Here is a 22,705-nt window from a genome sequence, read left to right as displayed (position 1 = left end):
AACACCCACATTAGTAGATGCGTAAAAGTAGCTGATATTGTGGGTGTTTGCTTTACAGTAATTATCCTATAAAATCAGCTTTTAAGTTCGGTATTATTTTGCACTTCCTTTATTCACACTACATGAGCAAACTTTTCCTTTCGTTTCTCTTTGTTTCTCAATTGGCACTTACAGTACTGGGGCAAACGGCCAAAGTAGCCGCTACTGCTCCACAAAAGCCTATTACAGAGACTCTTTATCAAAATGCAACGGAGCTTTCGCAGCACCTGTATAATGGTCAGCGGTACCATATCTATGACAGTCGCTCAAAAGACCATCAGTTTTTTCAGGTAGAAGATTGGCGGCCAGGAAGTTTTGACTACGATGGGCAGCATTTTGAAAATATCCCAATCATGTATGACATCGTCAAAGACCTCCTAGTGATTTATTACCAAGGGCGTTCGGGATTGATTCAGCTACAGAGCGAACGGGTCAGTCGTTTTTCGTATATCGATCACCATTTTGTGCGAATTGAGCAAAATAAAGCGCTCGGGACGACCGTGCCAACGGGTTTTTATGACTTTCTGTACGATGGCAAAACCAAGGTAGTGACCCGCTGGACCAAGCAACGGCAGGAACAAATTGAGAGCAACAGAGTGAATGTCTATTTTTTGCCCAAAAACTTTTTTTATATTCAAAAAGAAGGGGAGTTTCATCTTATTACGTCCAAAAAATCGGCATTGGCCTTGTTTGGAGAACATAAAAAAGAACTAAAAAAACACCTCCGCGAAAAGCGTATTAAGTTCCGAAAAAACCGCGAAGAAGCCCTCGTTACAATTGCTAAACACTATGATCAACTTGTCCACCCATGAAAAAACAGCTACTTATTTTCTTCTTGCTCAGTGTCTTTGGTAGTGTGACATGGGCGCAAAACAAAACCGAAAAACGAATTAGTATTACGCTCACCGAAGGTACTTTTGAACAGTTTGTGAAAGAGGCAGAAAGCCAAACAGGTTGCTTTTTTTACTATGAAAAAGGATTAATAGATAGCCTAAAAATTACCATTCAAGCTCAAAATCAGTCGCTGACGAGTGCGTTGTTACAGGTGTTCAAAGGTACCGATTTTAAGTTTTCTATGGATGAGCAGCAACGCGTTTTTGTTACCTCAGATCAGGCCATCATCACGGCGCTTCCTTCTAATCTCTTTGAAGGAGATGACACTCCTGCTGATCAGAATCAATACGTAGCTCCCACCACCGACGAGTCGGACAAACTGCTATCGACGGCGGAAAGTAAGACCTATAACATTGGTCCTCAGCGCCAGCGTATTATGGAAGGCAAGTCGGCTATTTCGGGTTATGTGCGAAACGCCGTTACGGGAGAGCCCGTCATCGGTGCGGCCGTCTATATCGAGTCTCCGTCGATTGGAGTTACGACCGATGCCCTTGGCTTTTTTGCGCTCAAGATTCCGAATGGCAAACATACCCTCAAAATAAAGAGCGTTGGGATGCGTGACACCTACCGCCGTATTGTGCTTTATGGCGATGGGAAACTGGACATTCAAACCCAAGAGAGCGTGACTGCCTTAAAGGAAGTGTCGGTTGTGGCAGGAAAAGATGTCAACATTGCAGGTACGCAAATGGGGCAATTAAAATTGAGCATCAAAACCATGAAACAAGTGCCAACGGCGTTTGGCGAAACGGATTTGCTTCGGGCGGTATTGACGCTTCCAGGGGTGAAGTCGGCCAGTGAAAGCAGCGTTGGGCTCAACGTACGGGGAGGTTCTACCGACCAAAACTTGATTTTGCTCAACGATGCAGTGATTTATAATCCGTCGCACTTATTTGGATTTTTCTCTGCTTTTAACCCCGATGCCATCAAAGAAATTGAGCTTTACAAAAGTACAATTCCTGCACGTTATGGTGGGCGGTTGTCGTCGGTACTTGAAATCAATGGCCGTGACGGCAACAAGAAAAAGTTTGTCGGTTCGGGTGGAATTGGGCTTTTGACAGGGCGTTTGTCCGTCGAAGGGCCTATTATCAAAGACAAAACATCGTTCTTGGTGGGGGGGCGTTCAACTTATTCTAATTGGCTTTTCAGACGTTTGGACAACAATGCTTTCAACAAAAGTACCGCCAATTTTTACGACGTCAACCTCCAAGTGAGCCACGAGGTCAACCAAAAAAATAGCTTGACGCTTTCGGGTTATTTTAGCAATGACAAATTTAAACTCTTTGGCGATACTGCCTACGCTTACCGAAATCAGGTAGGGTCGTTTAAATGGAAACATACCTTCAACTCCAAGCTGTACGGTACGTTTACGGGGGCATTTAGTAAGTATAATTATTCGGTGGGCACTTCGCGCGTTCCCATCAATGCCTTTGACCTTACCTTCGACATTCAGCAGAGCAATGCCAAGCTTGATTTTACGTATTTTCTCCACCCAAAACACACGCTTGATTTTGGGGTAAGCAGTATTTTATACAAACTTTCGCCTGGCACTATCACGCCTGCGGGAGAAAAATCACTCATTCTTCCTGATGTTTTAGAACAAGAACAAGGCGTCGAAAGCGCAATTTACATTGAAGATCGCTATGACGTTAACTCGCGACTTTCGTTGAGTGCGGGCCTGCGCTTTTCTACCTATTCATTTTTGGGGCCTAAAACAATCAATAATTATACGGCAGGGTTTCCCATTGAAAAAATCTACCTAGATGGTACGACCGAATACGGAAAAGGCAAAAATATTCGTAGTTATCAAGGCCCCGAATACCGCATTTCGGGCCGTTATCGACTAACAGATAATACGTCAGTTAAAGCAAGCTATAACACGACTCGCCAGTATATTCACTTGTTGAGCAATACAATGGTCATGTCGCCAACCGACATTTGGAAACTCAGTGACCCCTACATTAAGCCGCAGTTGGGTAGTCAGTGGGCGGTAGGGTTTTATCGAAATCTTCGCGGCAATAAGCTAGAGTTGTCGGTTGAAGCATACTATAAAACCATCCAACATTTCTTGGATTACAAAGGTGGAGACTCGTTGATCATGAACCACCACATCGAAGCGGCGGTCATTTCGACAACAGGGAAAGCTTATGGAGTGGAGTTGATGGCCAAAAAATTGACGGGAAAATTGAACGGCTGGGTAAGCTACACCTATGCGCGTACCTTACTTAGGGCCGACGACCGCACGTCGCCAGAAGCACCAAACAACGGAGACTATTATCCAAGTAACTATGATAAGCCCCACGATTTTACGCTTGTTAGCAACTATAAGTTTTCGCACCGTTTTAGTTTGTCCTTCAATTTTACTTACAGCAGCGGGCGGCCTTATACCCCGCCTATCGGAAAGTACGTGCTAGAAGGAGTGCAGCGTATTTATTATGCCGAACGCAACCAATACCGAATCCCAGATTATTATCGGGTGGACTTTTCGATGAACGTAGAGGGTAACCACAAAGTCAAAAAGTTGGCGCATAGCTCGTGGACATTTGCGGTGTACAACTTGCTGGGGCGAAAGAATCCTTCGTCGGTGTATTTCCGTTCGCAAAATGGCATCATTCAGGGGTATATGCTGTCGATTTTTGGCCGACCGATTCCTACCATTACGTATAACTTTAGGTTTTAACCTCTTCATTTTCACACTAATTACATGAAAAAAATACTTTCGTTTGTCGTTATAATAGTAGGGATTTTGGCGCTTGAAGGGTGCGTGGTGCCTTTCTCTCCTCCAGAGGTCTCGACGCCTGGCCGATTTTTGGTTGTGGACGGTTTTCTAAATACCAACGGAGTCGATAGTAGCAGCGTGATGCTAACCTATACCCAAGTAGTTTCTAATAAAAATACTTTTACAACAGAGCTCAGAGCGCGGGTGACTGTGGAGGGCAACAAAGGCAGTATTTATACTTTTACCGAAATCGGGAAGGGACTGTATCGGCTTCCTGCTCAAAGAGTCAACTTCTCTGAGCAGTTTCGGATTCGTATCAAAACTGCTGCCAACAAGGAATACCTGTCGGACTATGTCGAGGTGAAACAAACACCCCCGATTGATAGCATAACGTATAAAATTGCGGCTGATAAAAGCTCAGTGCAGGTTTTAGTCAATACCCACGACCCCCTTAACAAAACCCGCTACTACCGCTGGCGTTTTGAAGAAACTTGGGAGTATCATTCGCCCTTGATATCGGTCTATGAAATCAAGAACAAAGCCATCGTAGATCGTACTTCTCTTATTAACGTTTGTTGGCAAACGGCCCGTCCTTCTACGATTTTGTTGGCATCCACCGCAAAATTATCGCAGGATGTTATCAACGATTTTCCTGTGACAACGATTACGGCTGCTTCCAACAAACTCCGAGTAAGGTATAGCATTTTAGTAAAACAAATCGGGCTGACGGAAGATGGATTTGCGTATTGGAATTCACTTTCAAAGACGACCGAAAAAACAGGAAGCCTTTTTGATCCACAACCGTCGCAAGTGACAGGGAACATCAAAAATACGGCCAATGTGCAGGAGTTGGTATTTGGACATTTTAGCGCCGTTTCGCCCCAAGAAAAACGATTCTTCGTCCCTGTGACGCTCGGATTTCCCGTTTTCTGCCCGCCTTCAGATACCCTTAGTTTGGCCGATGCCCTCAAATGGACGGATATTATTGTGAGTCAGTATTACCCAGAAGGCGCGCGCTTCCCTGATTATATCGTTGGTACCTCCGAATGTGCTGATTGCCGAAGACAAGGTGGTACGCTTGTTCGTCCTAGTTTTTGGTAAAAAACCTCCTTATGCTATGAAATCCCGTTTTCTACTGACTTTATATTCTATTTTTTTGCTTGGGGGAGCCGCAGGAGTGGCCCAAAACCCGACGCAGCAGCTGACCAACTACCGTCAGCAAGTACCACAAGAAAAACTATTCTTTCACCTCGACCGACCGCTGTATCTGGTGGGTGAAATGATTTGGTTTAAGGCGCACTGCGTGGATGCGGCCTTGCATACGCCATTGGACATGAGCAAAGTGGCTTATTTGGAGGTGTTGGACAAAGACCAAAATCCTGTGTTACAAACCAAAATCACGCTCGACGGTGGCAAAGGAGTGGGTTCGGTGTTCATTCCGCCGTTTTTGGCCAGCGGTAACTACTTGGTGCGTGGCTATACGCAATGGATGAAAAACTTCAGTTCAGAATTTTATTTCCAAAGCCCCATCACCATCGCAAATCCGTTTAGCAAACCAGCTGCCGCCCCCACTACGGCAAAAGCAACAACGCCTTACGATTTGCAGTTGTTTCCCGAAGGAGGGCATTTGGTGCAAGGACTCGAAAGCAAAGTGGCGTTTAGGGCTGTGGGCGAAGATGGAAAAGGAATAACATTTCGGGGACGGGTTGTCAATCAACAAAACGATACTGTAGCCCGTTTTGAGCCGCATAAATTTGGTATGGGCACTTTTGGATTTGCCCCGCAAACAGGTCAGTCGTACCGTGTTTTGTTGCAAGATGCTCAGAGACAATGGTTTGTTTATAGATTTCCTGATGCGTTGGCGCAAGGGTATGCCATGCAAGTGAGCGAGTCAACGGCTAATACGCTAGATGTCATTGTTCGAGCCCAAGGGAAAGAAGGTGCTGTATCTTTATTGGCACATACCAAAGGAATTGCTAAACATGCCGCTCAGGCTACTTTCCAAAACGGTCAGGCGCGCTTTAGTCTCAACAAAAACTTGCTTGGTGATGGCACTTCGACTTTGACAATTTTTGATAACAACCAAATGCCCGTTGCTGAACGCTTGTACTTTAAGCGTCCAAAAGAGTCGTTGACGGTTTCGGCCCAAGCGAGCAAAAGCCAGTTCAACGTTCGCGAAAAAGTAGAACTAGACCTTGGAGCGCAGATAGGCACCACTACGACTGCCGCCGATTTGTCGGTGTCGGTCTTTTTGGTGGATTCACTGCCTGCGCCTTCACCTGTGTTTATCGACAGTTATTTAGGGTTAAGTTCCGACCTCAAAGGCAACGTTGAGTCACCCCATTATTATTTTCAAAACGATGATGATGTCGCACTCGATAACCTGATGCTGACCCATGGTTGGCGACGTTTTACTTGGGATGATGTCACGCAGACCAAACCAAAATTTGCCTTCCCTCCCGAAATGACGGGGCATTTTATTACGGGAAAAGTGGTGGACGCCAAAACGGGCGCGGCTGTTCCTGACATTGATACTTATTTGGCCGCTCCAAGCAAACGCCCTCAGTTGTTTGTTTCAACGAGCGATTCTTTGGGGCGTATTTTGTTTGAATTAAAGCACTTTTTGGGGGCAAAAGAGGTCATTGTTCAGACCAATACCCGCAAAGACAGCACCTATCGCATCGAAATCAACAGCCCTTACTCCGACAAAATGTCTTCGTATGTATTGCCTAAGTTTTCGTTTGATGCGTCGTGGAAAAACGATTTGCTGACCCGTAGCATTAATATGCAAACCCGTAATTCATTTTTGCCCAAATCGGCTCAACAGATGATTACCACCGAGGCTGATACTTTGGCCTTTTTTGGAAAACCCGATGAAAAGTATCAACTAGATGCCTACACGCGTTTCCCTACGTTGGAAGAGGTAATGCGGGAGTATGTGCCAGGGGTGGCTGTTCGCCGCCGACAAGGGAAGTTTATTTATAGGGTGTATGACAAACTACAGTCAAATGTCCCGTTTGAGGAAGAGCCGCTTGTGATGGTGGACGGCGTGCCGATGTTTGATACCGACAAAGTATTGACCTTTGATCCGCTAAAAATCAAAACTTTACAGGTGATTGATGGCCTTTACTACCTTGGTCCAGTATCGTTTCCAGGCATTGTGAGTTATTCTACTTACAAAGGTGATTTGGCAGGTTTCCCCATCGACCCACGCGCGTTGGTGCTTTCGTACGAAGGCGTACAGGGAAAGCGGGAGTTTTATGCACCGCGTTACGATGCGGCCGAGCAGCTTAAAAGTCGTGTCCCCGACTTTCGTAACCATCTCTACTGGAATCCGCAGGTAATGACGACAAGCAACAAACAAACCCTCAATTTTTACACTTCAGACCAAGTAGGTACGTACCGAGTTGTTGTACAGGGCCTGACCGACAAAGGTGTTGCAGGTAGCAAAACGTTTACTTTTGAGGTCAAAAAATCGTCTTTGTAAAATACGTAGCAGGGGAAAAAAATCTTCATTCATTAGGGGTAATCTCAGCCCTAATCAGGTTAAACGCATTTAAAAAAAGTAGCCTCAGCGAGGCTAAATCTTAGTAGAAAAAAGGGCAAAGGTCATTCAAAAGCCCCATTGGGGTGACATCTTTCCCCGAACGTCGGCCGCCCCGATGGGGATTAGGGGGATTTAATTCATTTTACTACTAAGATGTAGCTCCTCTGGAGCACTAAATAGTGACTTTTTATTGTAGTGCGTTCAACCTGATTTTACCAAAGATAACATTCTTTTCAAAAAATATTTCTTCGACTCATAGGGGGAAGGCCAGACTTGGGTTGTCATAGGAGCAAATGAGTGCTTTATCCGTCGTTTTCGACAACTCGTCACAAAAAGAAACAGTAGGTTGGCCGCAAAATCGTACTTTTGCGCCAAAACGAAGGGAATCCTATTACGTGCAATTGTCGGACACACAAATACTTATAGCCATTAGGGAAGGCGACGAACGGGTTTTCGAACAAATGTTTCGGAAATACTACGGAGGACTATGTACCTACGGGCGGTCGATTTTGCGTGATGAGGAAGAATCAGAAGAGATTGTTCAGAACGTATTTGTGGGTATTTGGGAGAAACGCGCCGAGTTAGAAATTACCCAGTCGTTGAAGTCGTACTTGTATCGGGCCGTGCATAACCACTGTTTGAATCGTATTAAACACCAAAAAGTGCGCGACGAACACCAACAATACACGCTTTATTCCCAAGAAGAAGCGTACGAGTCGGTGAGTCAGACGGTGTATAAAAACGAACTCGAAAGCGAACTTGCCAAAGCGATAGGGAAGTTGCCCGAACAATGTCGGGTGATTTTTAAGTTAAGTCGTTTTGAGGAATTGCGTTACCAAGAAATTGCTGATCAATTGGGGCTGTCGGTCAAAACCGTCGAAAACCAAATTGGGAAAGCGCTCAAAATATTACGCGCCGAATTGGCAGACTTCCTGCCTGTGGTAGCGATTATCTATTGGTTGACCAGAAATCTGTGAGGTTTACGAAAATTTAGTGCATGACAAAAATTTACCCATGAGTGCAAACGAACCCATTTCGGACGATTTACTGGCGCGGTACGTGGCGGGAATTACCACCCCCGACGAGCAAGCGCAGGTAAAAACATGGCTGGCCCAATCGACCGACCATGTGCAGGAATTGGCGCGTTTTGAGCGGGTATGGGAGGCTTCGGCGCAGGTGCGCACTCCTGCAATGGAGGTGGACGTGGAGGCAGCTTGGAGTAAGGTAAATAAGCGAATAACTGTTAAAAACGAGCAGTTTGAGCCGAAAGTGTTGCCGTTGCGAAAACCCTCTTTTGCCGCATGGCGCGTAGCAGCAAGTGTGCTGGTTGTGCTAGGTTTGGGTTGGCTGGGGTATCGTTGGATGACCCCGATCGAAAAAGCCGAAATCGCTGTGGTGAAGACCCAAAGAAATACGTTAGAGCAAACCTTGCCTGACGGAACAAAGGTGTTTTTAAATGAAAATTCTACCTTGACTGCTGCCGCTGATTTTAACGAAGAAACGCGCACGGTCACGCTGAAAGGGGAGGCGTATTTTGACGTCAAACGCGATGAAACGCGGCCTTTTATCATCAATGCCAACGGTACTGAAGTACGGGTGTTGGGGACATCTTTCAACGTAAAAGCGTACGACAGCCACGTTCGAGTGGCGGTCACGAGCGGGAAAGTGCAGTTTTCGACCCCAAAACAAAAAGTAGTGTTGGTGAAAGACGAAGCCGCCGCTACTTCCGAAGCGGATACCATCATCAAAATGCCTGCGTTGAATTTCAACGAAATGGCTTATCGAACGAGGGTGTTTGTGTTTGAAAAAACCAATTTGAGCGACGTCGTTGCGTCGCTGCGCGAAGGTTACCACGCCGATATTCGCCTCAGCAGTCGTCGGTTAGAAAATTGCCTGTTGACGGCGCGTTTTGAAAAAGAAAGTTTAGATACCACGCTTTCCGTCATTGCCGAAACGCTGAACCTACGGGTCGTTCGGCGGGGAAATTCCATCTTATTGGATGGAAGCGGATGTGAATAATGTGCTTCACAATCAACTGTTTACCAACTGACAGCCATGAAAATTTGCTTACAAACCATTGGGTTTTGTCTCGTTTCTCTTTTCTGTTTTGCCCAAAAATCGGTATTAGATAAACCCGTTACGGTACGCGTTGCCAACGAACGTTTGGAAGAAACCCTCAAAATGATTGGAGACAAAAATGGGTTTAGTTTTTCGTACAATCCCAGTGATTTTGACCTCAATCGTCGCGTGTCATTGAGCACGTCGGGAAAGGCGGTTAGGCAAGTGCTGGACGAGATTTTTAAAGGAACAGCCACCTACAAAGAACGCCGTAATCACGTTATTCTTCAGAAAGTTACCCCAACAATCGAGCCTCCGAAAGAGGTATTTATCAACGGATATATTTTTGACCAAGAAACGGGCGAACGCATTGCCCAAGCGAGTATTTACGAAAAACGAACGCTGGTTTCTGCCGTGTCTAATTCAATGGGTTATTATCGGTTGAAATTGCCAGCGGCCTTGCCCAATCCTCGTTTGGAGGTGCGGAAAGAGAAATACCTCGGAACGAGTATGCCCATCAACAACCAATTGTCGTTGGACATTGGCCTGATTCACATGAAGATAGATGGTAAGACTGAGCCTATTCGTCCGCAAACGCTTCCTTCGACGACAGTAGCACGGAAAGATACCTTCAAGGTGAAAGTGCCAGTGGCACCGCTGCCTGTGTTTGTGGCTTCGGCAGATACCAACGATGTTCCTGCCCAAAAACGCGAGTTGAGATTAGATAAAGTCCAAGAAACTTTCGTGGACGCTTTTACGACGGCCAAGCAAGCCGTTCACATCAAAAACGTGGATGATACGCTCTATCGCCCCTTTCAAGTGTCGTTTTTACCGTTTATTGGCACCAACCACGTGTTGAGCGGACATGTTGTTAATGCGCTGTCGTTCAATGTGATAGCGGGTTATTCGCTAGGGGTCAATGCTTTGGAGTTTGGAGGGCTGGCCAACTTGGTGCGTTGGGATGTCCACGGGGCACAGTTTTCGGGTTTTGTCAACCTCGTTGGGCGCAATGTCTATGGCTTGCAAGTATCGGGTTTTGGCAATGCTGCGTTTAGAAACGTGGAAGGGATGCAGTTTTCGGGTTTCGCTAACCTCACGGGCGGGCACCACAGCGGGATTCAGGTGGCAGGTTTTGCTAACCTAACGGGACGTAGTTTTAGCAACGGCCTCCAAACGGCAGGCTTTGCCAGCGTGACACTTGGGAGTTTGCACGGTGCTCAAGTCAGCGGTTTTGCCAACGTTGTGCTCGGAAATACGCGTGGGATGCAACTTAGCGGCTTTGGAAACGTCGCACTCCGTCGTTTGAGAGGAGTACAAATCAGCCCGTATTTCAACTATGCGGGTATTCACGAAAAAGGACTACAATTAGGTTTATTCAACTATGCCGACTCGTCGGGAGCAATTCCGATTGGACTTGTTAGCTACGTCCGCCGCAATGGCTACCGTCGTTTTGAAATCAGCAGCGACGAACTCAACTACGCTAACCTAACCTTTAAAACGGGCGTACGTGGTTTTTATAACATCGTGACGCTAGGAGGTAGTTTTGGAGTGGCCGACAAACCCCTCTATACTTTTGGCTACGGAATCGGCAGTTCGGTGTATTTTGGGCGAGGCTGGGCTGGAAACTTGGATATAACCGCCAACAAAATCATGGAAGCGACCAACCGCTTTGATTCTTCAAACGGCATGTTTTATCGGCTGAGTCTGGGATTGGAAAAAAAATTGTCAAGACAGCTGGCGTTGTTTGCAGCGGGTACCTGGACGGCGCTCACAGCGGAGCCTGGTTACGTCAAGGCTGACTTATCGCGTCTGTATCAGCCACTTCCAGCCACTACTTTGCGCGATGGTCTTGATTTGACCAATTGGCTCGGTTTTCAGGCGGGAATTCGGATTTGTAATCGTTAACAATCATTAACGACGCGCGCCGTTACTTGCCAAAATACGGAGCGTCAAAAGGTCGTTAATTAGGAAATAATCGTTTACAAAACCATCTTCGATGCCATGAAAAATTTCGCTTTTATTCGTTCAAATGTTGCTTTTATAGTAGGATTGATGTTCCTCGCCGTGACTACCCAAGCGCAAGTGTCTATTGGAGCGCGTGGCGGAGCATCGTTGGCCAAAACCACAGGAAACGGTGGTTTCATTGAAAACTTCACGGGAAATCTTAATTATATCGTCAGTGGAAACGGCGGGGTATTTTTGCAAGTGCCCATCTCTGGTGGTTTGTCATTCCGTCCTGAAATCGCCTATACGCAAAGTGGAGCAGGTATTTCTTCCAACGATTTGTTGGATTTGGTAGGTGTAAACCTTCCGTTGGGCGGGTCGCTCAAACAGCGCCTTACGTACATTCAAGCGCCGTTGTTGTTGCAGTATGAGTTTGGAGATGCGGGCAATCGGGTGAAACCTTACGTGGTAGCAGGCCCTACGTTTAGTTATTTGGCCGATGGCAAAATCGTGAGCCGTGCCGATTTGATTATTTTCCGTACCCAGCCCAACCGCACGAGCATCGGTTTGGGAGGTTTCAATCGGTTTGAAGTAGGTGGAGCAGGAGGGGTAGGATTAAGCTTCGATTTGGGAGGTGCCAAACTTTTTGTAGAAGGTCGTTATCAACGCGGTTTTACACGGGTATATGATACACCAATGGTGCAAGTACCTGTACATAACCAGAGCTTTACGGCCTTGGCAGGTTTTTCGATTCCATTGGGGAGATAGAAAATTGAGTTTATTGGGCATAAAAAAAGTGGATGAGGTCAAGCCTTATCCACTTTTTTTGCGCGCTTATGAGAAGTTATTCTTGATTCAAATTACTTGTCTTACGACTATATAAAAAGTAAATCACTACCCCTAACGCTCCCCAAACAAAGAAAGCGATGATGGTATCAGAACGTAAGTTATACATTAAGTATAGGTTTGTCAAAATACCAAGTGTTGCAATGATTGGTAAAGCAGGGGCTTTGTAAGGGCGTTCGATGTTTGGTTCACGCACGCGCAATAACCAAACCGCGCCACAAATCATTGCAAAGGCCAAAAGAGTACCTGAACTGGTCAGCTCTGATACTTTGTCAATGGGAGTAAAGGCTGCCACACAAGATACTACAAATCCTACTAAGATAGTGCTTTTCCAAGGGGTTTTGAAAGTGGGGTGTATTGCTGCAAAAAAGCTTTTAGGTAATAAACCGTCTTTAGCCATACCTAAAAAGATGCGGGTTTGAGAATACATCATAACGAGCATTACCGAAGTTAAACCTGCCAAAGCTGCTATCGTAATGATATATACGGCCCATGTGATGCCATTGTCAGCAAAAGCTTGCGCTACGGGTGCTTTCAAGTCAAGTTGGTCAAATTTAACCATTCCAGTAAGTACCAAAGAAACCAAGATATAAAGAATAGTACAAATGACCAATGAAGCAATAATCGCAAATGGAACATCCTTTGTGGGGTTTTTAGCCTCACCAGCCGAAGTAGAAACGGCATCAAAACCAATATAAGCAAAGAAAATGATACTGGCAGCGGTTACCACACCTTGTAAACCATAATGACCTTGGCCAGCGTCGTCGATTATACGTTCAGGGATGAAGGGAGTCCAGTTGGCAGTGTCCACGTAAAAAGCACCTACTACAATTACAAAGATAACAGCAGTGGTTTTGATGGCCACAATGATGTTGTTGGCACCTGAGGCTTCTTTAATGCCTTTTACTAGGACGGAAGTTACAACCCAAGCAATTAAAAAAGCGGGTAAGTTGCAAGCAAACCCTCCATCGTAACCTTTGGAAGCAGCTGTGATGGGGTCATTGACAAGCCAAATGGGCAAATGAACATTAAAAAGATGAAGGAATTTTTCTAAATAACCCGACCAGCTTACGGCTACAGTCGTGGCCCCCATCATATATTCCAAAATTAAGTTCCAGCCAATAAACCACGCAAAAAACTCGCCCACGGTGCCATACGAATACGCATAAGCGGAACCTTCAACTGGTAAAATTGAGGCAAATTCGGCATAGCAGAGGGCCGCAAAAGTACAGCCAATGCCCGCAATCACGAAAGAAAGTGCCAAAGCAGGCCCAGCAAACTGATTAGCGGCAATACCTGTAAGCACAAAGATACCCCCACCAATAACCGCCCCTATGCCAAGTGAGGTAAGTTCCCACCGTCCCAGTACACGTTTTAATTGGTTGTTTTTAACATCAGCTTCAAAGGCCGATAGGGGCTTTTTACGCCAAATAGAATTACTCATATGAATTTGGTTTTTAGAAAATTAGGTTTGGTTTGTGATTCAAATACGGTTGAAAAATACGCGGTTATCGGGTTGTTACCAAATAAATGAGACGAAAAGTTATTTGATAACGAAATGTTTTGCTTTTTGAAACATGTGATAGTGAATAACTTAGCGCGCAATTTTGAACGCTGGTGCTGACTTTTGTCATACTCGTTTCGCGACAAAGGCACCTATTTTGTGACACTTTTGTTAAAAAACGTATGCGAAAACAACTTGAAAACCGAGCTGACGTAGAACTATTAGTGAACAGTTTCTACCAAAAAATACGAGAAGATGCCGAGCTGGGTCATATCTTCGATGAGGTCGCACAGGTGTCGTGGGAGTTACATTTACCCAAGATGTATGATTTTTGGGAAGGGATTCTCTTCGGAACGCTTAACTACAACGGCCGCCCTATGCCGCCGCACTTCCGCTTGACGACCAAATACACGCTTACGCCCGAACACTTTGACCGATGGCTGGCGCTATTCTTTCAAAATGTCGATGAGCTTTTTGAAGGAGAAAAAGCCGATGATGTCAAGTACCGTGCATACAGTATTGCCACCATTATGAACAACCGGGTGCAGCAGGTCAATGAACAAGTTCGTGTCGAGAATCAGTGATGTTATTTGCCTCAAAGTCAAAATTTTTAGCCTGAATTGTAGCCGATATACTAAATAGTTTTTTGGTTTTTGGTAAATTATTTTTGCTGTTTTTTGTAATGATGAACTATTTTATTGTATTATATTAACAATATCTTAATGTAAGTGGCTGTATATCATTGACTTGATTTGGATTTATTTTATATCTTTGCCCCTGCGAACTAAATAACCAAATAACGCTATGGCAATTGCAAAACAAGTATTGAAAAGCAAACCTGTTTGTAAAGTAACGTTCTCTCTTTCAGCTGACGAAGTCGCTGGTGCAAAAGATGTTGCTCTATTGGGAGAGTTTAATGGTTGGGCTACCGAGGCCGCTACAAAATTGAAGAAACAAAAAGATGGTTCATATAAAGCTATTGTAGAGTTAGAAACTGGAAAAGAATATGCTTTCCGTTATTTGCTCGACGGTACTACATGGGCCAACGATGAAACGGCTGACAAGTTCGTTCCAACGGGTGTATCTTACGACGAGAACTCAGTAGTGGTTCTTTAATCGGTGTGACAATTTTGAACAAACCCCTCCAAGCGTCATGTTTGGAGGGGTTTGTTGTTTATGGAGTTGAAAGAATGGCCATCGTTAGGCGACTGATGCAGACGAGTTTGCCGTCTTCAGTTGTGATGCGGATTTCCCACACGTGCGTGGTACGGCCGATGTGAATCGGGGTGGCTTTGCCATATACCCAGCCGCTTTTGACGCCGCGTATGTGATTGGCATTGATGTCAAGACCAACGGCATACTGATGCGCCGATTCGGGTAAGATAAGGTACGAAGCAATACTGCCAACGGTTTCGGCCAATACCACCGACGCCCCACCGTGAAGAATCCCAAAGGGCTGATGCGTGCGGTGGTCAACGGGCATTCGAGCAATGACGTAATCGTCGCCTACTTCTACGTATTCGATGCCCAAATGACCCGCAATTGTATTATTATCTAACTGTTTGATGCGTTCGAGCGCATTATTTTTGTTGAACATAGCTAAAAGGGGTATTTTTGTCGTGTCGTCAAAACTAGGCGATTTCATTCGATTTTAAACGGATTTTACGTAGATTTTACATGTCTTCTAAAGTTATTTACCTCATCCGCCACGGTGAAACCGACTACAACCGACGAGGAGTTGTGCAGGGAAGCGGAATAGATGCTGAACTCAACGAACTCGGCCACGCGCAAGCCCACGCGTTTTACCAAATCTATCAAGACGTCGCTTTTGATAAAATTTATACCTCCAATCTCATCCGCACCAAGCAAAGTGTTAAAGGTTTTTTGGAAAAAGGGCTGCCGCACGAAGCCTACGAAGGGCTCAATGAGATTAGTTGGGGAGTGAGAGAAGGGCGCACACCCAACAGCATGGACAACGACTACTACCGTTGGTTGATTGAAAGTTGGCAAAAGGGCGAAATTGAGCTACAAGCTGAAGGAGGCGAAAGCCCCGTGGATGTCCAAAGTCGTCAATTGCCCGTCATTGATTTGATTCTTTCTCGCCCCGAAGAAAAAACGGTCTTAGTAGCGATGCACGGTCGGGCCATGCGGGTGCTGTTGGCGACCATCTTTAAGCGCCCATTGCACGAAATGGATGAGTACTTACATACCAATTTGGGGCTGTATCTCCTGCATTACGATTATACTACCGAAACTTTTTCGATTCAAAAACACAACGATATAGCTCATTTAGAGTTAGTTCCTCCGCATTTATTAGCCTAACCAAGCGATGACCAGAGACCAACTGATTGAACAGATAAAGCGAAAAAAATCTTTTTTGTGCGTAGGACTCGACCCCGACCTCAAAAAACTACCAAAGCATTTGTTGAAAGAACCCGATGCTATTTTTGAGTTTAATAAACGCCTGATCGATGCCACCGCGCCGTATGCCGTAGCGTATAAACCCAACATCGCGTTTTATGAAGCCCTTGGGCCGCGCGGATGGAATAGCTTACAGCGCACCTTAGCCTACATTCCAAAAGACTGTTTTACGATTGCCGACGCCAAGCGCGGCGACATTGGTAACACTTCGTCGCTGTACGCCCAAGCTTTTTTTGATAAAAACTCGTCGGGAATGTCGTTTGACAGCATCACGGTGGCACCTTACATGGGTCGCGATTCGGTGATGCCGTTTTTGGAGTTTAAAGACAAATGGGTGATTTTGTTGGCTTTAACCTCAAATGAAGGAAGCGCCGATTTTCAGACTCATTTGCTCAATCCCCAATTGTCACGCAACGACGATGATGAATTGGGGTTGGCCAATAGCCAGATTGTCGTAGAAAATCAAAATGAATACGTGTTTGAGCGCGTGCTGCGTGTGTCGCAAGAGTGGGGAGGTGCCGACCGCCTCATGTATGTTGTGGGTGCTACCAAAGCCCCGATGCTCAAGCAAGTGCGGAAAATTGCGCCTGACCACTTTTTGTTGATTCCAGGCGTAGGAGCGCAAGGCGGAAGCATGGAAGAAGTGTGCAAATACGGCATGAACAAAGACTGCGGATTGCTCGTCAATGCCGCTCGAAGCATTATTTACGCCTCTTCTGGTACTGATTTTGAGCAAAAAGCCACCGAGGAAGCAAAACGGATGCAGCAAGAAATGGAAGCCCAATTGAAGGCATTTGGGATTATATAAGCTATGATACAGTTACTCGCAAAGGTAGGCATCAACGGTTTTTTCTTTTGCCTGATTGGAATGATTGGGCTTGCCTATCTTTTCCCTAGTTTCGGTACCGAACAAAGCCCGCTTCACTTGCCTCAAATTGCTGAATACGGTGTGTCGGTGATTTTCTTTTTTTACGGCCTGAAACTAAGCCCCGAAAAGCTAAAAAAGGGGCTAAGTAACTGGAAACTTCACCTGCTGATTCAATTGACGACGTTTGTGTTTTTTCCGTTAGTGATTATTGGGCTAGGCAAGGTGCTACCAATCGACACATCGTCGCTGTTGTGGACGGGAGTGTTTTATTTGGCGGCCTTGCCTTCTACGGTCTCATCGTCGGTCGTCATGGTGGCGATTGCGGGTGGAAACCTACCTGCGGCGATTTTCAACGCCAGTATTTCAAGCATCATTGGCATTTTTATTACGCCGCTTTGGATGAGCAGCGTGTTGGAACAGCAAGACGCCAACTTTGACGTGACGCACGTGATTATTCGCTTGTGTTTGGAGGTGTTGCTGCCCGTGGTGCTAGGGTTTTTGCTCCACAAAAAAATGGGTAAATGGACCGAGAAGTACAACAGCGCCCTTCGTCTTTTTGATCAAAGTATCATTTTACTGATTGTTTACACTTCGTTTTGCGAGTCGTTTACGGGAAATATGTTTAGCAACCACGCTGCGCCGGAGCTTTTCCAGTTGGGAGTGAGTATGTTGGTATTTTTTCTCGTAATGTTTGGCCTCATGAACGCCATCAGTTACGCCCTGAAGTTTAACCGACCCGATCGGATTACGGTCTTATTTTGTGGTTCCAAAAAATCCTTGGTACAGGGGGCGGTGATGGGCAAAGTCCTGTTTCCGAACCCTGAACTGTTAGGAGTAGTGCTTCTGCCCCTGATGATGTACCACGCCCTGCAGCTGATGGTGGGGAGTATGATTGCGCAACGGATGGGGGATGGGAGATAACACAAAAGCGTTATGTAAGACTTAGCTTACATAACGCTTTTGTGTTATCTATAAATGAGTTAGCTACTTCCTAGAAAACGAATACGGAAAACTGCTCACTTCCGTACCACGGGTTTGATTAGGCGTGGGCGACATGGTAAAGTTCAAACTTCCGCCTTGTTGTAAGGCGTGGTGCTCCACGAAGTTCTGCGTATGAGGTTTGCCATTAAAGACTAATTGCTTCACATACACGTTTTTGTCGCTGTTTTCGGGGGCCGTGATGGTGAGTTTTTTGCCGTTTTCAAACGTCATCGTCGCGCGTTTGAACAGCGGACTTCCCACTACGTATTGCGTGGTGCCTGGGCATACGGGATAAAAACCTAACGCACTAAAAACGTACCAAGCCGAAGTCTGTCCGTTGTCTTCATCACCACAGTAGCCGTCGGGAGTAGGTTGGTAAAGCTTATCCATGATTTGGCGAATCCAGTACTGCGACTTCCACGGTTGGCCCGCGTAGTTGTACAAATACGGCATGTGCTGAATCGGCTGGTTTCCGTGGGCGTATTGGCCCATGTTCATAATTTGCATTTCGCGGATTTCATGGATTACAAACCCGTAGTAAGATTCGTCGAAAACGGGCGGTAATACAAATACACTGTCTAGTTTTTGGGCAAAAGCTTCGCGTCCACCCATCAACGACGCCAAGCCGTCCACGTCGTGGAACACCGACCAAGTATAGTGCCAGCTGTTTCCTTCGGTAAACGCATCGCCCCACTTAAACGGATTGAACGGCTTTTGAAAATCACCTGCCTTGTTTTTGCCGCGCATAAGTTTGGTTTCGGGGTCAAACAAATTACGGAAGTTCTGATTGCGTTTGGTAAAAAGTGCGATTTCGCTTTCGGGGCGTTTTAGTGATTTGGCCAATTGTAAAATACAAAAATCGGCGTAGGCGTATTCAAGCGTACGGGCCGCATTTTCGTTGATTTTCACGTCGTAGGGCACGTACCCAAGTTCGTTGTAATACTCGTGGCCAAAACGCCCAACTGAACTCAACGTACCTGCGTGGTCGGTATTTTTGAGAATAGCTTCGTAAAGGGTATTAATATCGTATCCGCGAATCCCCTTGATATACGAATCAGCAATCAACGAGGCGGAGTTCGAACCAATCATACAATCGCGGTGGCCTGGGCTGGCCCATTCGGGCAAGAAGCCACTTTCTTTGTACGCATTGACCAACCCTTCCATAATTTGGGCGTTTAGTGTCGGGTACATCAGTGTGAAAAATGGAATGGCCGAACGGAAAGTATCCCAAAAACCATTGTCGGTAAACATGTAGCCAGGCAAAACTTGGCCGTTATAGGGGCTGTAGTGGACAACCTGGTTTTGGGCGTTTAGCTCATAAAATTTACGAGGGAAAAGCAAAGCGCGGTAAAGGCACGAGTAAAAGGTGCGGATTTGCGCATCGGTGCCGCCTTCTACGGCCAAGCGACCGAGTTCTTGGTTCCAGGCTTTCTGACCTTTTTGAAGGGTAGCGTCGAAGGTATCGTTGCCAAGCTCACGGGTGAGGTTGAGCGCGGCTTGTTCGGCACTAATAAACGACGACGAAACTTTGATTGTCACTACTTCGCCTTTTTTGGTTTTAAACCCAATGACTCCACCTGCGTGATCGGCTTTCATTTCGAGGGTATTTTTTGACAACGTTTTGTCTGACCAAGTGGCTGAGTAAGTAAACGGTTTGTCGAAACGTAGCTCAAAGTAATTCTTAAAATTGGGCGGAACGCCACCGCTGTTTTGGGTGCTGTAACCAATGATTTTTTGTTGTTCAGGAATAATCTTGATATACGAACCCTTGGCGAAAGCGTCGATGACGACAAAAGCGCTGTCGGTTTTGGGGAACGTCAAACGGAACTGCGACGCGCGTTCGGTAGGAGTGATTTCTACCTGGGTGTCGTGGTCGGCAAGATAAACGCTGTAGTAATGAGGCTTTACTACTTCTGCTTTGTGCGAAAACCAGCTTTGGCGAGCATCTTCGGTAAATTTGAGTTTTCCCGTCACGGGCATGATAGAAAACATCCCGTAGTCGTTGATCCATGGGCTAGGCTGGTGGGTTTGTTTAAAACCCCGAATTTTGTTGGCGGTGTACATGTACATCCAGCCATCGCCGTTTTTGCCCGTTTGGGGGCACCAAAAGTTCATACCCCACGGCAATGCCACGGCAGGATAGGTATTGCCAGTCGAAAGTTCGTGGCGTGAGTCGGTTCCCATCAACGGGTTAACCCACTGGGTATAGTCGATTTGGGCGTACGAAAATGTAGCCCCTAATAGGAGAAGGAGGGTGGTACGAATAAATGTTTGCATGAATAACGAGTAAATTTGACGCGATTTTACGATAAAATTATCGAATCACGCTCAAACTCCCCGTGAATTTGTGCGCTACCTCCCGAAGATAAATTTGGTAGTAGTACATTCCGACGGGCACGAATTCGCCGTTCCAGCGGCCATCCCAAGGCGTGGTGTAGCCTTTGCTACTAAAAACGACATTTCCCCAGCGGTTGAGTACTTCTATGGTGCAGTTGGGATATTCCGTGATTCCCCCAATTTCCCACGTATCATTATTGCCGTCGTTGTTGGGCGTAAAGCCGTTTGGAATGTTCAAGTCAATGACGAGTACGGTGATTTTTTTCTCCGAAACACAGCCTTCGGGTGTACTTACGGTGAGGGTGTAGGTGGTGGTTCGATCGGGGCTTGCGTAGGGGCGTGGCGCAGCGGGATTGCTCAAGCCAATGCTCGGAAACCACGAAACTGTCGAATTGAGCGGGGGAAGTATTCGTAGTTCTACGCTGTCTCCTTTCACGATGATCCATCGGTCAGTACCATCGATGCGGGGCGGGGGCGATAACCTTGCCAAACGAGTGGCTTTGCCCGAACACCCTTCGGGATTGGTATAAGTGTAGGTGATGGGGTACGAACCTGCGGCTAAGTTTTGTGAAACAAAGCGATTGCCTGTTACGCCATTGCCGCTGAACACGCCACCTGCGGGCGTTCCTCGGAGGGTGATGGCTTGGAGAGTAGTGGTACAAAGTGGAGCAATAGAGTCTAACGTAACTTTGGGGGAAGGCTTGACGACAATCTCTAAAACGAGCGAACGCGTGGCACAGCGTGTAGCTGTGTCAACCACTGCCACGCTGTATTTTCCTGATTTTTGCGGGTATAATTCGTTGGTAATGACCGAAAAAATAGGAACCCTGTCTTGGTACCAAACGTACTCGTAAGTTTTGACATCGGGAGTGGAGAGTTTCACCGAATCGTTGGTACAAAAAATGGGCGGCCCCGAAATAGAAATGGGAGCAGGTGGGCCAGCGACCAATTTGATAATAACACTGTCTTTGGCTTGGCATTGAGAAACGCCGTCGGTGGCGGTTACTTGGTACATACCAGCTTGTTTGACATAATATAAGGTAGAGGCGTTACTTCCTACGGCTTGCCCGTTGTATTTCCAAGCCACGGTAGAGCCTGCCGCCGTTTCGATGCTCAAATTAGTGCTATCGCTATCACAAAAAGGAAGTGGGCGGCTTGAGGTTATCTTGACAGAAGGTGTACTTTTGAGGTTGACAGTGGTGGTGTTGGTAGTAACCTCTTCAGCGCTGCAACTTTGGGCAAAACGTTTGAGAAGCGTATAAACGCCTGCTTGTTTCACAACTAGAGATGCTGATGTATTCCCTTCTATTTTTTTTCCGTCGCGCTGCCATTCGTAAGCCCATTGTGGGTCTTCATCGTCGGGTTTTAGCACTGCGCTGTCGATTCCACACATGGTTAATGCCGATACGTGTCCGTTGGACTGAGTCGTAGGAACGACGCCAGAAGTGGCTGATTTTACGTTGATAAAAACAGCCGAAGGAGGGGTGGAAACGCAGTCAACGACTTGGAAAACAAACTCTCTTCGTACTTCGCCGATTTTTGCTCCGTTGCGGTATTCTTCACAACGAACGGCAAAGGCAAACGAACCTAGCTGCGAGGCGTTGACGGTAATTTTACCCGTTTTAGGGTCAATAGTTAAGGGTGTTTTGCCAGAAATCGCTTTTGTACTGTCAAAACCATTGGCCCAAGCGGTGCGTTTGTACGGGCCTGACTGCGCCTTGGTAGGGAAAGTCCCGCCGCCATCGGTAGAACCAATAAATGGCGTGACGATGCTGTAGGTAAGTTCGTCTTTGTCGGTATCGGTGGCACTGAAATCGGCTTCTACATCTTTTCCTACGCAGATGTATTTTATTTCGGGTGCTTTAAAAACGGGGGAACTGTTGACGGTGGCAAGCGGAGGTAGTTCGGCGTAAAAAACAAGTCCAACGCGGCTGGGCGTTTGAATATTAAGCAAGTTGCCGTTGCGACAGCATTCTTCCCATGCCAAATAAAAGCCGCCCGCAGCGTTGTAAGCCGCTGTCGAAAATGTAGCATTGACCGTGTAACGAATCAAGGTGTTTTTAGCATCCGACGGACTGCCAACGCAACGAGCATTGGTGTAGGGGAGTTCTTGTTTTGCAACGCGCACGAGCGTTAAATCTTCAATTCTGCTGTTATCGCTTTTACGAAAAATCGACACAAAGGCGTTGTCTTCAGTGCTGCGGAGGTTTGCGTCGTAAATGAGCGTGAGCGTGATGGTGAAATCGTTAGAAGAAGTGCTACGGCGGGTCACTGAAATGTCACCGCCAATGATGTGATTGGCCCAACTGTTCATACTACACACCACCAAAACCACCGCTGTTAACCAACTTTTCATTGTAAAGGGAATTTATTTTGCTGGAAAGTGCGTCAGAGACGCTACGCCATGCCTGCCCCGATTGGATGGAAAATGCGTCAGAGACGCTAAACCGTATCCGCCCCGACTGGATGGAAAATGCGTCAGAGACGCTAAACCATATCCGCCCCGACTGGATGTCGGGGCGAGTATTGGGCAATAGCAAGCAAAATTTA

The 22,705-nt window shown here is 46.3% G+C and carries 18 protein-coding genes; 13 read left to right on the top strand and 5 right to left on the bottom strand.

Features of this window, described 5'->3' with window-relative positions; all coding sequences use genetic code 11:
• Positions 1-122 precede the first annotated feature (122 nt).
• The 8 genes from AC23P2_RS03370 (at position 123) to AC23P2_RS03335 (ending at position 11,966) form a co-directional block, all read left to right on the top strand.
• Positions 123-851: a hypothetical protein gene (locus AC23P2_RS03370; RefSeq protein ID WP_487771882.1), complete on the top strand. Its 729-nt coding sequence runs from the start codon at positions 123-125 to the stop codon at positions 849-851.
• Entirely contained in the window at positions 848-3,610 is a 2,763-nt protein-coding gene (locus AC23P2_RS03365; protein WP_487771881.1) for a TonB-dependent receptor, read from the top strand. The genes AC23P2_RS03370 and AC23P2_RS03365 overlap by 4 nt, the downstream gene beginning before the upstream one ends.
• 24 nt (positions 3,611-3,634) lie before the next feature.
• Complete coding sequence (locus tag AC23P2_RS03360; RefSeq protein WP_487771880.1) at positions 3,635-4,750, top strand: DUF4249 domain-containing protein; 1,116 nt, start codon at positions 3,635-3,637, stop codon at positions 4,748-4,750.
• A gap of 16 nt (positions 4,751-4,766) precedes the next feature.
• A complete protein-coding gene (locus AC23P2_RS03355; protein ID WP_487771879.1) occupies positions 4,767-7,136 on the top strand; it encodes a hypothetical protein in 2,370 nt (789 codons plus the stop codon).
• Positions 7,137-7,489: 353 nt separating this feature from the next.
• Positions 7,490-8,173, top strand: a complete 684-nt coding sequence (locus tag AC23P2_RS03350) for an RNA polymerase sigma-70 factor (protein ID WP_487771878.1) — start codon at positions 7,490-7,492, stop codon at positions 8,171-8,173.
• Between the two features lie 37 nt (positions 8,174-8,210).
• On the top strand, positions 8,211-9,215 hold the full coding sequence (locus AC23P2_RS03345; protein WP_487771877.1) for a FecR domain-containing protein: 1,005 nt from the start codon (positions 8,211-8,213) through the stop codon (positions 9,213-9,215).
• Positions 9,216-9,251: 36 nt separating this feature from the next.
• On the top strand, positions 9,252-11,159 hold the full coding sequence (locus AC23P2_RS03340) for an STN and carboxypeptidase regulatory-like domain-containing protein (protein ID WP_487771876.1): 1,908 nt from the start codon (positions 9,252-9,254) through the stop codon (positions 11,157-11,159).
• Between the two features lie 96 nt (positions 11,160-11,255).
• Positions 11,256-11,966, top strand: a complete 711-nt coding sequence (locus tag AC23P2_RS03335) for a porin family protein (protein ID WP_487771875.1) — start codon at positions 11,256-11,258, stop codon at positions 11,964-11,966.
• 76 nt (positions 11,967-12,042) lie between these two features.
• Here AC23P2_RS03335 and AC23P2_RS03330 read toward each other — a convergent pair whose 3' ends face one another.
• A complete protein-coding gene (locus AC23P2_RS03330; protein WP_487771874.1) occupies positions 12,043-13,488 on the bottom strand; it encodes an APC family permease in 1,446 nt (481 codons plus the stop codon).
• A gap of 242 nt (positions 13,489-13,730) precedes the next feature.
• Between AC23P2_RS03330 and AC23P2_RS03325 the strand changes: the two genes are divergently transcribed.
• Positions 13,731-14,132, top strand: a complete 402-nt coding sequence (locus AC23P2_RS03325) for a group III truncated hemoglobin (RefSeq protein ID WP_487771873.1) — start codon at positions 13,731-13,733, stop codon at positions 14,130-14,132.
• A gap of 220 nt (positions 14,133-14,352) precedes the next feature.
• Positions 14,353-14,664, top strand: coding sequence for an isoamylase early set domain-containing protein (locus AC23P2_RS03320; protein ID WP_487771872.1), 312 nt, complete (start codon positions 14,353-14,355; stop codon positions 14,662-14,664).
• A gap of 58 nt (positions 14,665-14,722) precedes the next feature.
• On the opposite strand, the gene AC23P2_RS03315 is transcribed toward AC23P2_RS03320, so the two are convergent.
• Positions 14,723-15,145 (bottom strand): hotdog fold thioesterase, encoded by a 423-nt coding sequence (locus tag AC23P2_RS03315; protein WP_487771871.1) that lies wholly within the window; start codon positions 15,143-15,145, stop codon positions 14,723-14,725.
• 80 nt (positions 15,146-15,225) lie between these two features.
• Between AC23P2_RS03315 and AC23P2_RS03310 the strand changes: the two genes are divergently transcribed.
• Genes AC23P2_RS03310 through AC23P2_RS03300 form a run of 3 tightly spaced genes read left to right on the top strand, consistent with a single transcriptional unit; the run spans position 15,226 to position 17,758 of the window.
• Positions 15,226-15,870, top strand: coding sequence for a histidine phosphatase family protein (locus tag AC23P2_RS03310; RefSeq protein ID WP_487771870.1), 645 nt, complete (start codon positions 15,226-15,228; stop codon positions 15,868-15,870).
• Between the two features lie 7 nt (positions 15,871-15,877).
• On the top strand, positions 15,878-16,777 hold the full coding sequence (gene pyrF / locus AC23P2_RS03305) for an orotidine-5'-phosphate decarboxylase (protein WP_487771869.1): 900 nt from the start codon (positions 15,878-15,880) through the stop codon (positions 16,775-16,777).
• 3 nt (positions 16,778-16,780) lie between these two features.
• A complete protein-coding gene (locus AC23P2_RS03300) occupies positions 16,781-17,758 on the top strand; it encodes a bile acid:sodium symporter family protein (RefSeq protein WP_487771868.1) in 978 nt (325 codons plus the stop codon).
• A gap of 63 nt (positions 17,759-17,821) precedes the next feature.
• Here the strand turns inward: AC23P2_RS03300 and AC23P2_RS03295 are convergent, their stop codons facing one another.
• Genes AC23P2_RS03295 through AC23P2_RS03285 form a run of 3 tightly spaced genes read right to left on the bottom strand, consistent with a single transcriptional unit; the run spans position 17,822 to position 22,689 of the window.
• Positions 17,822-20,095, bottom strand: coding sequence for a GH92 family glycosyl hydrolase (locus AC23P2_RS03295; protein ID WP_487771867.1), 2,274 nt, complete (start codon positions 20,093-20,095; stop codon positions 17,822-17,824).
• A gap of 37 nt (positions 20,096-20,132) precedes the next feature.
• Complete coding sequence (locus AC23P2_RS03290; RefSeq protein ID WP_487771866.1) at positions 20,133-22,511, bottom strand: T9SS type B sorting domain-containing protein; 2,379 nt, start codon at positions 22,509-22,511, stop codon at positions 20,133-20,135.
• Positions 22,471-22,689 carry a hypothetical protein gene (locus AC23P2_RS03285; RefSeq protein WP_487771865.1) on the bottom strand — a complete coding sequence of 73 codons (219 nt, stop codon included), beginning with the start codon at positions 22,687-22,689 and terminating at the stop codon, positions 22,471-22,473. The genes AC23P2_RS03290 and AC23P2_RS03285 overlap by 41 nt, the downstream gene beginning before the upstream one ends.
• Positions 22,690-22,705: the final 16 nt, after the last annotated feature.

It is taken from the genome of Runella sp. R0.1_18 (genome assembly GCF_057652155.1).
The sequence above is the reverse complement of the archived record's forward strand: the minus strand, read 5'-3'. Positions and strand labels throughout refer to the sequence as shown.